Annotated in this window: 12 protein-coding genes and 1 CRISPR repeat array (1 of these 13 running past the window's edge); of the genes, 7 read left to right on the top strand and 5 right to left on the bottom strand. The window is 51.3% G+C overall.

Annotated features, from left to right (window positions below; all coding sequences use genetic code 11):
• The first annotated feature begins 45 nt into the window (after positions 1-45).
• Both HCG48_RS04190 and HCG48_RS04185 read left to right on the top strand, forming a co-directional pair.
• Complete coding sequence (locus HCG48_RS04190; RefSeq protein WP_168568038.1) at positions 46-657, top strand: zf-TFIIB domain-containing protein; 612 nt, start codon at positions 46-48, stop codon at positions 655-657.
• 26 nt (positions 658-683) lie between these two features.
• Complete coding sequence (locus HCG48_RS04185) at positions 684-2,348, top strand: dipeptide ABC transporter ATP-binding protein (protein WP_168568037.1); 1,665 nt, start codon at positions 684-686, stop codon at positions 2,346-2,348.
• A gap of 73 nt (positions 2,349-2,421) precedes the next feature.
• Here HCG48_RS04185 and HCG48_RS04180 read toward each other — a convergent pair whose 3' ends face one another.
• Complete coding sequence (locus HCG48_RS04180; RefSeq protein ID WP_168568036.1) at positions 2,422-3,384, bottom strand: protochlorophyllide reductase; 963 nt, start codon at positions 3,382-3,384, stop codon at positions 2,422-2,424.
• 700 nt (positions 3,385-4,084) lie between these two features.
• On the opposite strand from HCG48_RS04180, the gene HCG48_RS04175 reads away from it, so the two are divergent.
• Positions 4,085-4,549 carry a hypothetical protein gene (locus HCG48_RS04175; protein ID WP_168568035.1) on the top strand — a complete coding sequence of 155 codons (465 nt, stop codon included), beginning with the start codon at positions 4,085-4,087 and terminating at the stop codon, positions 4,547-4,549.
• Between the two features lie 70 nt (positions 4,550-4,619).
• On the opposite strand, the gene HCG48_RS04170 is transcribed toward HCG48_RS04175, so the two are convergent.
• From HCG48_RS04170 to HCG48_RS04160, 3 genes are all read right to left on the bottom strand, one after another.
• Positions 4,620-5,759, bottom strand: a complete 1,140-nt coding sequence (locus HCG48_RS04170) for an RNA-guided endonuclease InsQ/TnpB family protein (RefSeq protein WP_210437171.1) — start codon at positions 5,757-5,759, stop codon at positions 4,620-4,622.
• Positions 5,707-6,279: an IS607 family transposase gene (locus tag HCG48_RS04165; protein ID WP_168568033.1), complete on the bottom strand. Its 573-nt coding sequence runs from the start codon at positions 6,277-6,279 to the stop codon at positions 5,707-5,709. The genes HCG48_RS04170 and HCG48_RS04165 overlap by 53 nt, the downstream gene beginning before the upstream one ends.
• A gap of 229 nt (positions 6,280-6,508) precedes the next feature.
• A complete protein-coding gene (locus HCG48_RS04160) occupies positions 6,509-7,501 on the bottom strand; it encodes a ribose-phosphate pyrophosphokinase (protein WP_210437240.1) in 993 nt (330 codons plus the stop codon).
• Positions 7,502-8,020: 519 nt separating this feature from the next.
• Between HCG48_RS04160 and HCG48_RS04155 the strand changes: the two genes are divergently transcribed.
• The 3 genes from HCG48_RS04155 (at position 8,021) to bioD (ending at position 11,417) form a co-directional block, all read left to right on the top strand.
• A complete protein-coding gene (locus HCG48_RS04155) occupies positions 8,021-8,479 on the top strand; it encodes a GatB/YqeY domain-containing protein (protein ID WP_168568031.1) in 459 nt (152 codons plus the stop codon).
• A gap of 39 nt (positions 8,480-8,518) precedes the next feature.
• Positions 8,519-10,519, top strand: a complete 2,001-nt coding sequence (locus HCG48_RS04150) for a serine/threonine-protein kinase (RefSeq protein ID WP_168568030.1) — start codon at positions 8,519-8,521, stop codon at positions 10,517-10,519.
• Positions 10,520-10,718: 199 nt separating this feature from the next.
• The gene (bioD, locus tag HCG48_RS04145) at positions 10,719-11,417 is read left to right on the top strand and encodes a dethiobiotin synthase (protein ID WP_168568029.1); all 699 of its coding nucleotides are present in this window, start codon (positions 10,719-10,721) and stop codon (positions 11,415-11,417) included.
• Here the strand turns inward: bioD and HCG48_RS04140 are convergent.
• Entirely contained in the window at positions 11,400-11,579 is a 180-nt protein-coding gene (locus HCG48_RS04140) for a hypothetical protein (protein WP_168568028.1), read from the bottom strand. The genes bioD and HCG48_RS04140 overlap by 18 nt on opposite strands.
• Between HCG48_RS04140 and HCG48_RS04135 the strand changes: the two genes are divergently transcribed.
• Positions 11,578-12,789, top strand: a complete 1,212-nt coding sequence (locus HCG48_RS04135) for a M20 metallopeptidase family protein (RefSeq protein WP_168568027.1) — start codon at positions 11,578-11,580, stop codon at positions 12,787-12,789. The two genes, HCG48_RS04140 and HCG48_RS04135, sit on opposite strands and share 2 nt — an antisense overlap.
• A gap of 284 nt (positions 12,790-13,073) precedes the next feature.
• A CRISPR array of direct repeats spans positions 13,074-14,772; the repeat unit is 37 nt; unit sequence GTTTCAATCCCGTTGCCGGGATTCATTGAATTGAAAG; it runs 3,564 nt beyond the window's last position.

Raw genomic sequence — 14,772 nt, 5'->3', positions numbered from 1 at the left:
ATCTAAAATCTCAAATCTCAAATCTCAAAGCCAGGAGTAAAGATTGTGGAATGTCCGAAAGATAAAACGGTTACCCTAGTCGATGTGGTACTCTCAGGGGATCTCGACGCCCACGAATGCCCGCGATGTCAGGGAAATTGGATTTCTTCGGCGGAATACGAACGCTGGCAGGCCGATCGCCGCCCTTCCGGGGTGAGTGTCCACTCGATCGCCGCCCAAGGCGATTTCAATTTCCGACCGTCGGAATTTGATAGTAAAGCGGCACTGTGTCCGGAGTGCAAGCGCTACATGACCCGGGCGCGGGTGATGGTGGATCGGCCTTTTTATATCGAACGGTGTCCCAATTGCAACGGAATCTGGTGCGATCGCGGCGAATGGGAGATCTTGGAAGCGTTAGGACTGCACGAATCGATCGAACAACTCTTTTCAGGAGACTGGCAAGCACAAATGCGATCGCTACATCACAATCAAAAAGAACGTCAGGCGACCATCGAGAAATTAGGCTCGGAAGTGGCGCAAATGGTCTTCGATCTCGCCGAAGTCTTAGAAAATCACCCGAATGGAGAGTTTGGCGTCGCCTATTTGATGCGCCGTTTCGACAGACCCCAGGAAGCGGCGGGCGATCGCGCGACGAACCCACCGCCAAGCTTGTTTTAATCTCAACTCTCAACTTGAAAATTTCCATGAGCGAAGCTTTACTTTCTGTTGAAAATCTGCGGGTCGCCTACGCGGGGGGACGCGGTGCGACGAGGGTCGAACCCAACTGGGCGATCGACGGCGTCTCGTTTTCCTTGGGGCGCGGGGAACGCTTGGGTTTGGTCGGCGAATCCGGTTGCGGGAAATCGACCTTGGGACGGGCGTTGATGCGCTTGTTACCGCGATCGGCCCGGGTGGAAGGTCGGATCGAGTTTAACGGCGAGTCGGTGTTCGACTTAAATGCAGCTCGACTGCGGCAATTTCGCGGCGAAGTGGTGGGGTTGGTGTTTCAAGACCCGATGACGCGCCTCGATCCGTTGATGACCATCGGGGATCACTGTTTGGAGACGTTGCAAGCGCACCAACCGCAGTTACATAAGCGCGAGGCGAAGCAGAAGGCGATCGCCACGTTGGAGGCGGTACGGATTCCGGCGGATCGCTGGACTCAGTACCCCCACGAGTTTAGTGGGGGAATGCGCCAACGGGTGGCGATCGCCTTGGCGCTGCTGCTCGATCCCAAGGTGATTATTGCGGACGAACCGACGACGAGTTTGGACGTGACGGTTTCCGCAGAAATTTTGCAGGAGTTGACCCGCTTGTGTCGCGATCGCGATCTGGGATTGTTGTTAATTTCCCACGATCTGGCGATGGTCTGCGAATATTGCGATCGCATTGCGGTGATGTACGATGGCGAAATGGTCGAACTCGGTCCGAGCGATCGCGTCTTGTTCGATCCCGAACACGAGTACACGCGATCGCTCCTCGAAGCGGCGTTACACGTTCACGCGATCGAGGAAAAATCCCCGAATCCGGTTCCCGTCGTCGAACCTTCATCCGCCGCCCCTTTATTAAAGGTTGAAGATTTAAAACAACACTACACCCTCGAACCGAATCTCATCGAGCGTTTGTTGGGCAAACCCGCACAAACGATTAAAGCCGTCGATGGCGTCAGTTTCGAGTTAAACTCCGGTGAAATCCTCGGTTTAGTTGGCGAGTCCGGTTGCGGCAAAAGTACGCTCTCGCGCACGATTTTGCAGTTAATCCGCCCGACGAGCGGCCAGGTGCGCTTTTTGGGCGAAGACCTGACCACCTTAACCCGCGAACAAGTCCGTCGCCATCGGCGCCAGATGCAAATGGTGTTTCAAGACCCGTTAGCCTGTCTCAATCCGATGATGACGATCGCCCAAAGTATTGCCGATCCCCTGTTCGTCCACAAGTTGGCGACGGCGGCCCAGGCGAGGAGAGAGGTGGAACAAATGCTCGAACGGGTGGGACTGACGCCGACGGGGGAGTTTTGCGATCGCTATCCGTCCCAACTCTCCGGGGGTCAACAGCAGCGCGTGGCGATCGCCCGGGCGTTGATTACCCATCCCAAACTCGTCATTTGCGACGAACCCGTGAGTATGCTCGATGCGAGCGTGCAGAGTCAAGTGTTGGAGTTAATGTTAGATTTGAAAGCAGAATTCGATTTAACTTATCTATTTATTACTCACGACCTGTGGGTGGCGCGCTTTTTGTGCGATCGCATCGCCGTCATGAATCGCGGCCAAATCGTCGAAATTGGCGAAACGCACCAAATTTTCAACCATCCCCAACATCCGTACACCCAAACCCTCTTAGCTGCGGCGCCGTTATTAGCCAAAACCGCTTAGCAGGTCGAACCCAAAGGGCGAACCGGGGTGGTCGTCACCCCGGTTCGCCCTACAGTTCTAGAAATTCTCTAAGTTAAGCCAATCCGACTAACTTGAGACTGTAATCCCACATTTTTTCGCCGCGTTCGTCGTCGCGTGCTTGTGGAGAGACCTTCTGCACGAAAGACTGACGGTTTTTCTTCTGGCGGTTGCCCCAACTCCAATAGACTCCGGATTGCTTGTACTCGGGATCGGCGACCACCGCCGCCACCCGGTCTCCGGCTAATTCTTGGGAGACGTAGCCTCCGGTGATGTACTTCTGGAAGATCGGGAAAAGTTTTTGGAACAGGGGATAGTGATTGCGGAACAGAGGAGTATCCGCAACGCAACCGGGGTAGAGAGAGGAGAAAGTAATCCCGGTCGCGTCGTGATAGCGGCGATGCAGTTCGCGCATGGTCAGCACGTTGCAGACTTTGCTATCTTTGTAGGCTTTAACGGGTTCAAATTTCTTGCCGTCTGCCATAGTAATCGGTTCTTTGAAACCTTCGGCAAAGCCTTTGAGTTCGCCCAAGTCGGGACGCGGGGGGATTTTACCGCCGAGTTCGTCGGGGTTGTGGGTGACCGTTCCTAAAATCACCATGCGTTTGTCCGTACCGGGCGATCGCTTCATATCTTCGAGCAAGATATTGCACATGAGGAAATGACCGAGATGGTTGGTGGTCATCGTCAACTCGTACCCTTCCGGACTGCGCAATGGCTGTTTGATTAAGGGCATGTAAATCGCCGCATTGCATACCACGCCATCGAGAGGGCGTCCGGTCGTGCGAAAATCGCTGATAAACTTGCGGACGCTCTGCAAGGAACCGAGGTCAACGTGTAAAATCGTGTAGTTTTCCTCGGGAATTTCGAGGTCTTGAGCGGCTTGTTTGGCTTTTTCTAAATTGCGGCACGCCATAATCACGTGCCATCCGCGTTTGGCGAGGGCTTTGGTGGCGTACAATCCCACCCCTGATGAGGCACCCGTGACGATAGCTGTTTTCATCCGATCTTGTTCCATTCTTTTTGCAACTCCGTTGACCGCCGTTGATTGTCTCCAGAATCTCGCAAGAGAGAGATGCTGGCGTTGATTTTTCGGAGGTTTCTAAACTTATTAGGATATGGGGAAAACAGTGCGATCGCAACCGCCGATCGCCGTCGTTTTTTTGACAAGGACCCCCAAAAGCGTCATATTTTCGAGGCTGTTTCGGGAGTCTCGGCGATCGCGACCCGAGGAGGGGACTCGAACGGCGATCGCGCCGACCCTTCGATCCGACCCGATATAGGACAAAGATATTAAATTTTCTGTCATTTTTGATACGTTTTACGGTTCTCGTGGCTTAATGAAGGTAACCTCAACTGTTGATTTGGAGGGGGCGAACCTTCTCTTGTCAGATTCTTAGGCCGAGAAGCTAGCCATCGATGCTTATGATGACTCCCGATCTCGCCAATGCCCTTTGGATGGTTGCCATCGTCGTTCTGTTTACGGTCGTTTACTGTCCGCTTCTGTGTTGGTTATTGCCCACGCGAACTCGCATTGTATAATCCAGACTTAAAATAATTGATTGCAGTCCCACGGCGATCGTCGTGGGATTTTGCCGTGCGAGATCGTTCCCCCGATTCACTTGGGTAGAATCAAGCGACCCCATCGAGGAATCACGGGCGATCGCCCGTGAAGTAGATTAGGGAAGCTTGGGAACTTCACAAGTCGAATCAAAATCATGAAAAAATCGAGCCGAACATTCTTACGATTCGCCGCTTGCAACATCCTGGTATCCAGTCTTACCGCCTGGGGACTGCCCGCACTCGCCCAGCAAGATTTACAACAACGAGTTAATTCGATTGAATCCGTCGAACAAGTCAAACAAGAACTGCGCCAGCTCTTTGAATGGCGCGACCAATGCGGTACGGGAAGCTGTTTCAACTCCTCTTCTACAGGAATTTGCGAAACCGTTGCCGCCTTGGATGTGCGGGTCAACGGTCAAATTGTCGGGGGCATGATTTCCGACGACCCGGGACTGCCCATTTCCGAGGAAGATCTCGACTTAATGCGCTTGATTTTCGAGCAGTGCAAACCTACCAACTACCAATATTGGAATTGGCCGATGATGCTGCATGTCTGGTACGTCCCCTCAGAAGAAGTCGATAACGAAATTAAAAACCGCTTGGGATTATTCCTCAGATAGTCTTTAACCCGGTAATTACTGGTAAAACCTAGTAATACTGTGTATTAGGTGCTATCTTACCTGGCTCTGGCTAATTGCCAGAGATTGTTTTCAAGAAGACATTGATACTGCCATTAGCATCCCGGTCGATTCTATGGGAGCAATTGGGGCAGATAAATTTCTTAGAACCGCCTAGCCGATTGTGAATCTGCCCGCATTTTGAGCAGGTTTTGCTTGTATATTCTTCCGTGACTTCTATTACCTGGCAGCCTCGTTTAACCGCTTGGTGAACCAGCCTCTGTTTAAAGCGGTAGTGCGCCCAAGTGAGCAAAGAACGTGCTGTTTTATGGTTAATCTTTCGCTTGGCTCTGTAGACCATAGACGATGACTTAAAGTCGGGAATCATGACCTGGGAGTAATTAGAGGTCAAGAAAGCAGCAGTCTTTTTGTGACATTCATCAACCAGGTTTCTAATTTTTATTCTTAGCTGCCGAGCCAGCTTTCTTCGCTTGAATCTTTTGCGCTTATTGTCTCTACCTTTAGCTTTAGCAGTTTCTGACTGAATCCGATCTAAACGCTTACAGAGCTTGACAATGCGCGAGATTGAGCCGTTGCCTAGTGCAATGACCTTGTTGCCGTCAAAACCAGTCAAAAAAGTTCTCACTCCAGGGTCTAGGGCGATCGCCTGTTGATGAGGATTGGTCAGCCTTTCCTCTTCGACGGTGTAGGTTATAAACCATCTACCTCGATCCAAAATGACATTAAAATCGCTCGGAATCGCTTCTGGTATTTCTTCACTGGCATTGACTTTTAGCTCCTTTAGCTTAATTCCTGACTCGGTTTTGTGCGTTGGGTAGGTCGTGCCCCCTCTCCAGTTTTGAGACTGTAACTTAAAGGATGAAACGGGTTGACGGCAACTCCGAAACTTTGGCCTCAGCTTGTGTTCTTTGGGAGTGTTTTTAAAGGCGGCATGAGCGTCGAGCACCGCCGCTCCACGCAAATTAAAGGGAGTTGAATTTACCCATTCCGGGATCTTCGACATCACCACCTGACGCAAGTCATAAGCACTAGGTAATTTAAGCCCTTCAAAGTAAGTATCGCGTAATCTTGCCATTCCGGCGTTATAGCAATATCTGCTAGCTGCCAGCCACTTGCGCCAAGTCATCTTTAATTTGGTTTCAGGGTAAACCCGGATCTTCTTTGATTTGAGACTTGTATTTCCTGAGTCCATAGAGTCGGCAAGAGAAGACGTGAACGATTGCCAGTATGTCTTCCACCATTTCTTTTTCTGGACTAAGTTCTGTGTTGTTGCAAACCACGAGTTCTGTATGGTTGAGTTCGCAAATCCATTTGAGCAACTCAAATCCAAATCTTGCCAATCTGTCTTTGTGCCCGACCACAAGCTGTTCGACATCTCCTGACATAACTCGTTCCAGGATGGCTTTAAATTTTTTTCGATTGTAGTTGAGTCCTGACCCGATTTCTTTGATGACTTCGGCTCTTGGGTAGAGGCAAAGTAGGTAATCTGCTTGCCGGTCAAGGTCTGCTTTTTGCTTGTGACTGCTGACTCTGGCATAGATGATCCTGGCTCTATTTTTCTTTCCGGCAATCGAGGATATGTCATACCTGCGATGTCCAGAGGGAATTCTAATTGCACGTATTTTTCCTTGTTTGTCCCAATTTCGCAGGGTCTTCTCAGAGACTCCGAGAATTGCTTGCGCTTCTTTCGGGGTGACATATTTTTTCGGCATCTTGGTGGTAAAAATTCACAATTTAATCCTACCACTTTGGATGGCTAATTTTCCGGAATATTCTGGAAAATTAGCCATCAGTCCGTGAACGAAAAAGCCCGAACTCGGTACGGGATTTCCCTCCCTGTTCGGGAGGATGGACGTACCGAGTTCGGGCAATTGAAATAGATCGAAAAAAATCGAAAAATTGCTGGGTCGTTTCAGCGCAATTCACGAAACATGAAACTAATTACCGGAACATGCTGCTGACCGAACTGTCTTCATGAACCCGCCAAATCGTTTCGCCGAGTAAGTTGGCAACAGAAAGGACAGTCAGTTGCTCGAATTGTTTATCCTCGGGAACGGGAATGGTATTGGTGACGATCACCTCTTCAAACACGCCACTGGAAAGCCGTTGGATCGCAGGTGGCGAGAAGACGGCATGAGTCGCACAAGCATAAACCTGACGCGCTCCTTCTTGACGCAGCAAGCGGGCGCCTTCCGTAATCGTGCCTCCCGTATCGATCATGTCATCGACTAAAACAGCCGTTTTCCCCTTGACATCACCGATGACGTTGAGGACTTCAGCGACGTTATGAGCTTGGCGCCGCTTGTCGATAATCGCCAGGGGAGCGTCGTTGAGTTTTTTAGCAAAGGCTCTCGCCCGGGCGACACCGCCCACGTCTGGGGAGACGACGACGATATCGTGAAGTTCTTTACTGGCCAGGTAATCTAAGATGACAGGGGAGGCATAGACGTGATCGAAGGGGATGTCAAAATAGCCTTGGATTTGAGCCGAGTGGAGGTCCATCGCCAAGATGCGCGTGGCGCCCGCTTCGGTAATCAAATTAGCGACTAATTTGGCTGTAATCGATTCGCGTCCGGCGGTTTTGCGATCGGCCCGGGCGTAACCGTAGTAAGGAATTACGGCGGTGATTTGTCGGGCGGATGCTCTACGACAAGCATCGATGACAATCAGTAATTCCATTAAATGGTCGTTGACCGGGTAGCAAGACGGCTGGATCAAGTAGACATCGCATCCTCGAATCGATTCTTGGATTTGAATATAGAGTTCCCCATCGGCAAACCGCTTCCGAATCATCGGCCCGAGGTCGATTCCCAAGTAGCGGGCGACTTCTTGAGCGAGTACGGTATTCGCCGAGCCGGAGAATAGCCGCAGTCGGCTATGATCGGTGACGGTAGCCAGAGATGGATGACGAGTTAATGTAGCAGAACGGATCACGGCAGACCCTCGAAGCGCTTTCATTCAACGCAATCTTATCATCTCGATTGCTACATATACATGCGAGTTTTTACGAAAATTACCAAAAAATGAAAATAATTTCTGTATCGTGCGCGCCAATTTAAAAGAATTTTTATGATTCGATCGCGGGGGAATGAGGGGGGGAGCGATCGCCGTTTTTCGATAAACTTGCCTGCCATTTGTCGGCGGTCGCGGCGGCGTTTTCTCCACTTTTCCGGTGTGGCTCGGGAAAATAAGAGACGGTTGTTCTGGATGGTTCTCTATAGTTACCATAGAGTTTATAGGATGGTGACGGAATGCTAGAACGAATATAGACCGAGACCGAGCGGACCGTTCCCGGGGGCGATCGCGGCGATACAGTGCATTGTCAACACAAATTTTTAGGCAAGATCCGGGAACCAACTTTCCCGGTTGCGGTCGGGGAGGCGATCGCGCGATCGCAAAAATCAACCCCAACCCCATAACTCAATCAAACACTCATCATTTGGAGATCGTTCTATGAGCTTAAAAGATCGGATCGCGCAAGACCTCAAAACCGCCATGAAAGCGAAAGACAAACTGCGCCTGGAAACGGTCCGCAGTATCAAAAAACTCTTACTGGAAAAAGAAGTTAGCCTGCGCCCTTCCGGTCAAGAAAATTTGACCGAAGCCCAAGAAATCGAACTGCTCGCCCAACTCGCCAAACAGCGACGGGATTCGATCGAACAGTACGAAAAAGCCGGACGGACCGATCTCGCCGAGCAGGAAGCGCAAGAGTTGAGCATCATCGAAGAATACCTACCCCGTCAGCTTTCCAATGCTGAAATCGAAGGGATTATCGACGAAATTATTGCCCGAGTCGGTGCAAGTTCGCCGAAGGATATGGGTAAAGTCATGGGAGTAGCCATGAAAGACCTCAAAGGTAAAGCCGACGGTAAAAAAGTCCAAGAACTGGTAAAAGCCAAACTGGGCAATTAGTTGACCAAACTCCCTGTTTTTTGTTCTTTATAAATTGCTATGCAACCACCGATTCCCACTGGTACGATCCTGCAAAATCGCTACCGCCCGATCGCGATTTTAGGTCAGGGAGGATTTGGTCGAACGTATCTGGCTGAAGACTTGGGACGGTTTAACGAACACTGCGCCCTCAAAGAGTTCATCCCCAGTCAAAGCAGCGCTTACGCGGTTGAGAAAGCGGAAGAACTGTTTGCGCGAGAAGCCACCACCCTCTATCAACTCGAACACCCTCAAGTCCCGCAATTTCGAGCAACTTTTGAAGAAAATGGCCGTTTGTTCCTCGTGCAAGATTACGTCGAGGGCAAAACTTATCGAAGCTTGCTCGAAGAATGCAAAGCCAATGGTCGCGCATTTTCTCAAGGGGAAGTGTTGCAATTGATGCAGCAACTTTTACCCGTGTTGGAATATATCCACGGGCGCGGAATTATTCACCGAGATATTTCCCCGGACAATATTATTTTGCGCGATCGCGATCGCCTGCCCGTGTTGATCGATTTCGGCGTGGTTAAAGAACTTGCAACCCGCTTGCAGGGGAGTACGCCGCAAGCGACGAGTGTGGGGAAGTTGGGTTATGCGCCCAGCGAACAAATCCAAACCGGACGGGCTTACCCGAGTAGCGATTTGTACTCCCTGGCGGTGACCTGCGTGGTGTTGCTCAGCGCCCGCGAACCGCAAGAATTATTCGATGATATCCAATTGGTTTGGCATTGGCAGGCGTTTGTCAAGTCTCCGGTCTCTACGGAATTGGCCACGGTTTTAAATCGAATGCTCAGTTATAAACCGGGCGATCGCTATCAGTATGCCCGAGAAGTGGTCTTGGGGTTGCAACCCGCGATCGCCGCCCAACCCGCGATCGCGCCGCCTGCGGTGGCCGCCAGCTCGACCAGCCCCTCGGAAATGCGGACTGTAGCCGTAGGACACAGCCCGGCAAGCCCTGCGAATACGACTCAACCCCAAATTTCTCCCGCGACGGGAAACGACGGCGACGATGACGCATTTTGGAGCAATCCGATCGCGATCGCCGCCGCGATGGTACTCCTCGCCGCGATCGCCGGGTTCGGGTCCTGGGCGATCGTCAGCAATACCAGAAATCGCCAAAACGAACCGCCTACGCCGATCTCGACCGCTTCTCCCCTGTTCTCCGATCTCGATACCCCTACCGCACAACCGACTCCGACTCCCACCGCCAGCGCTTCCCCGACGAAAACGCCGACCCCGAGTCCCACCGACTCCCCGAGTCCGACCGCTTCCCCCACGCCGTCGGAACCGCCGGAACTTCCCCCCGCCGAACCGTCGATTTCCACCGTCGCCCTCAACCTGGAGGGGGAAAACGCCAAATCCGTGCAGGGGAACGTTAAAGAAAATGAAATTATCCAATACACGATCGACGCAGAAGCGGGAGATCGTCTGAGCGCCTATCTCAGTGGGGACGGCGTGTTAATGAACGCGATCGGACCGGACAGACAACCACTTCCGGGGGCTTCGAGAGGAGTATCGTTGTGGGAAGGACCGTTAGATCGGGCAGGTCAGTACACGATCGAGCTACTTCCGTTACCGGGATTTCCCAATAGCAATTTTGAATTAAATCTGCGCTTGCAAGAAGCCTCGACCCCAGAACCGACGCCGACACCGATCGCGACTGCGACCCCAGAACCGATCCCGGAACCGATCCCGACGGTACAACCGACGGAAACGCCGAGGGCGGCGATCGATCGCGAACGGGTACCCCTGCCCCCGCAAGGGAGGACGACGGTTTCGGGGACGACGAGTGCTCGACAAAAGCGCTATTTGGTCAGCGTTCGACGGGGACAAGCTCTCAAGGTGGAACTGTTGGAGGGGGCGGTCGGTTTGAGTATTCGCTATCCCGACGGCACTTTAGTGGAGAATGCGGAAAAGTTGGTGCAGTGGCAAGGGGAAGTCCAGGTTAGTGGGCAGTATCAAATTGATGTGGTCGGTTCGGGGGGAATTCGTTATGCGATTGCGATCGACGTCAGCGAGTAAGGGACGGTCGATCGGGAAAATATATAGCGATTCTCGCAAAGATCCGATAATTGTTGGGAGGAGTGCGAGTTTCTAGCTCCCTGGTAAATTAGCGAGCTGGAAGCTCGCACTCCTGGATCCATTTTTATCTATCTACTTTATCAATCCGAGAAAGGCGATAGGTGTGAAAACTGCGATAAATTCCTCAAGTTTCTATCTTATGAGTGCATTACTAATTACTGCGACCGATACCGATGCGGGTAAAACGGTGTTGACGACGGCGATCGCCGCTTACTGGCAACGGTATTGTCAAGATCGGGCTCTCGGTATTATCAAACCGCTTCAATCGGGAACGGGCGATCGCGAGATTTACCGCCGCTTGTTCGATTTAGATCAATCTCCCGAAGAACTCAATCCGCTCTATTTTTCAGCCCCCCTCGCCCCTCCGGTGGCTGCTGAAAAGGAAGGACGGCGGGTGGAGTTGGAACGGGTTTGGCCGATTTTCCAGCAGTTGGAACAGCGCAAAGCGTTGGTTTTGGTGGAAGCCCTCGGCGGTCTCGGTTCTCCGGTGACTCCGGAACTGACTGTGGCGGATTTAGCCCGAGATTGGCGCTTACCGACGGTGTTGGTGGTTCCGGTCCGCTTGGGGGCGATCGCCCATACGGTGGCGAATGTGGCCTTGGCCCGACAGTCGGGGGTGGAACTGAGGGGAATTGTTCTCAACTGTACCGAGGCGCGCACGGAGGAGGAAATTGCGGATCTGACGCCTATTGAGGCGATCGAATCGTTCGTGCAGGTGCCTATTTTGGGGGTTTTACCCTATTTTGAAAATGCGGAAGATTTGTCGAAACTGGCTGCCGCCGCCGCGCAATTGGATTTAGAGCGATTGCTACCGATTTCTCTAGTGGCGAAGGGATAGGAAGTAGAGGAAGAAGTAAAAGAGGAAATAGACGGGGCGATCGCCGTTCCCTGGGGTTTTCTGGGGGTCTCGCGGGAGGGGCGATCGCTGGCGATGGTTGAGTTTCGTTGTTTCCTGAATAAAATAAGAAAAACTGTACTCATTTTTACAAAAAAAACTCATGCTTTCTACACCACTCGATCGCCATTGTGCGGATGAATCCCGATTGCGACCGGAAATCCACAATTTGCAAATGACGTTAGTGGAATGGCGCCGTCATTTGCACCAACATCCGGAATTGGGGTTTAAAGAAGTACAGACGGCTGAATTTGTCAGTAAAAAGTTGCAAGAATGGGGGGTCGAACATCAAACGGGCATCGCTAAAACGGGGATTGTCGCCACAATTCGCGGCAGCAAACCCGGTCCGGTGTTGGCGATTCGCGCCGATATGGATGCTTTGCCGATTCAGGAGGAGAATGAGGTTTCGTATCGATCGCGTCACGACGGGATCATGCACGCTTGCGGTCACGACGGTCACACGGCGATCGCCCTGGGAACGGTTTACTATCTTTCCCGACATCGCGACGATTTTGCGGGAACGGTGAAGTTTATTTTTCAACCTGCGGAGGAGGGTCCCGGCGGCGCCCAACCGATGATCGAGGCGGGGGTTTTGGAGAATCCACGCCCGGATGCGATCGTCGGTTTACATTTGTGGAATAATTTACCGTTAGGCACGGTGGGGGTTCGCAGTGGGCCGTTGATGGCGGCGGTGGAGTTGTTTCGTTGCACGATTTTCGGCAAAGGCGGGCATGGTGCGATGCCGCATCAAACGGTAGATGCGATCGTTGTCGGGTCTCAAGTGGTGCAGGCGTTACAGACGATCGTCGCCCGCAATGTGGATCCGATCGAGTCGGCGGTGGTGACGGTGGGTGAGTTCCACGCCGGGAGTGCGAACAATGTGATTGCGGGGAAAGCGCAATTGAGCGGTACGGTGCGTTATTTTAATCCGAAAATGGAGGATTTAATTCGCCATCGGTTTGCGGAAATTATTGCGGGAGTTTGTCACAGTCACGGCGCCCGTTACGATTTAGATTATTGGCAGTTATATCCGTCGGTGGTCAACGATCGCGCGATCGCGGATTTAGTGCGATCGGTGGCGGAACACGTGGTCGAAACCCCGGCGGGGATCGTACCGAAATGTCAGACCATGGGGGGTGAAGATATGAGTTTCTTTTTGCAAGAAGTGCCGGGATGTTATTTCTTTTTAGGGTCGGCGAATGAGTCGAAGGATTTGGCATATCCCCACCATCACCCCCGTTTCGATTTTGACGAGACGGCGTTGGGGATGGGGGTGGAAATGTTCGTGCGTTGTGTTGAAAAGTTCTGTAGTTAAGTGGTTTTGATGGCGAGGGATTGACGGTAGTTTTTTCTCGATTTTATGGGTGTTTAAGGGATGGTCGAGCCAATGGTGAAGGGGAGGGCGATCGGGATTTAGCAAATTTTAAAATTTGAGTTCTGTTGAATTGATGGAGGTGCGATCGTGCTTTTAGGGGAGGTGCGATCGTGCTTTTTGTTTGTCGTTTTGGTGGGCGATCGTTCTGCCATTATTTCAATCCCTCGCCCAGCAGCAATGGCCTTGAAGGGGCGGTATGATTAGTTTGTTGACAGTTAGAAGGAATTTCAATCCCGTTGCCGGGATTCATTGAATTGAAAGAGGCACGCGGCAACCACTCGCTAGCCACCCGCGTTTCAATCCCGTTGCCGGGATTCATTGAATTGAAAGTACATCGTAATTCGCTTGTGTCCACTGAATAAGTTTTTTGTTTCAATCCCGTTGCCGGGATTCATTGAATTGAAAGCCGAGTGCGATCGCCTCATTCAAGCGGGTCAGTTCGATGTTTCAATCCCGTTGCCGGGATTCATTGAATTGAAAGTGGAAAAAGCTGCCGCCGTTTTGAATGACCCCTATGCTTCAATCCCGTTGCCGGGATTCATTGAATTGAAAGAAAAAGATCGGCAGACTCTAGCTTTCCAGTCGGGTGTTTCAATCCCGTTGCCGGGATTCATTGAATTGAAAGACGAAGGCCGAACTGCTGGGGCAAAAAGTGAGACTGTTTCAATCCCGTTGCCGGGATTCATTGAATTGAAAGCCTGGCATACGAAGGTTCTTTCGTTCAAGAACGTATCAAGTTTCAATCCCGTTGCCGGGATTCATTGAATTGAAAGGTAATGTGAACCCTATTGCTGATTAAGCAGAGCTAGTTTCAATCCCGTTGCCGGGATTCATTGAATTGAAAGAACTTCTCTCCTGCTCAAATGATGCAGTTGGAGAAGGTTTCAATCCCGTTGCCGGGATTCATTGAATTGAAAGCTTAGGGGAAACTAGGTTTCATAATGGGGTCGATTTTCGGTTTCAATCCCGTTGCCGGGATTCATTGAATTGAAAGAATCCAACCCCGGCAGGTTCGGGGAAAGCCCAACGGTTTCAATCCCGTTGCCGGGATTCATTGAATTGAAAGCCACAAGGGGAAGGGGACGAAGGGGGCGGAGGATACGGTTTCAATCCCGTTGCCGGGATTCATTGAATTGAAAGCCGCCAAGGTGTTTCCTGGCCTCAAATTATCGGTTGACGTTTCAATCCCGTTGCCGGGATTCATTGAATTGAAAGAAAGCAGGGAGGGAGGCTACTGGGTTGCTGGGGTTCTGTTTCAATCCCGTTGCCGGGATTCATTGAATTGAAAGTTACTCAATGGGGTTTGCCTCGGCGTTCCAAGACGAAGTTTCAATCCCGTTGCCGGGATTCATTGAATTGAAAGGAAACCTCCAGCCAGCGCTACGGCAACGGAAGTTTCGTTTCAATCCCGTTGCCGGGATTCATTGAATTGAAAGGCGACGACGGCGATGCGACGCATTGGCTCCTGTGCGGTTTCAATCCCGTTGCCGGGATTCATTGAATTGAAAGTTGGAATCGATGACGGGAACGCTTGAAGCGGAATATGTTTCAATCCCGTTGCCGGGATTCATTGAATTGAAAGAGATGATCGTCCTGTGGAAATGCAGCAGGCATACGAAGCCGTTTCAATCCCGTTGCCGGGATTCATTGAATTGAAAGGGACGATGGCTCGATAGGATCGGCGAAGTATGCCGTGTTTCAATCCCGTTGCCGGGATTCATTGAATTGAAAGTCTCGCCGAGATCGTCTCGTCGAACTTTAATTCATTGTTTCAATCCCGTTGCCGGGATTCATTGAATTGAAAGATTAAACCTTTACCTGTAATACCTCCTTGTTGGGTCTCTAGTTTCAATCCCGTTGCCGGGATTCATTGAATTGAAAGGATATACCTGTGGATTAAGATATCTAGTTCAATCCGTTTCA

The sequence above is a fragment of the Oxynema aestuarii AP17 genome (assembly GCF_012295525.1).
Classification (GTDB): Bacteria; Cyanobacteriota; Cyanobacteriia; order Cyanobacteriales; family Laspinemataceae; genus Oxynema; species Oxynema aestuarii.
The sequence above is the reverse complement of the archived record's forward strand: the minus strand, read 5'-3'. Positions and strand labels throughout refer to the sequence as shown.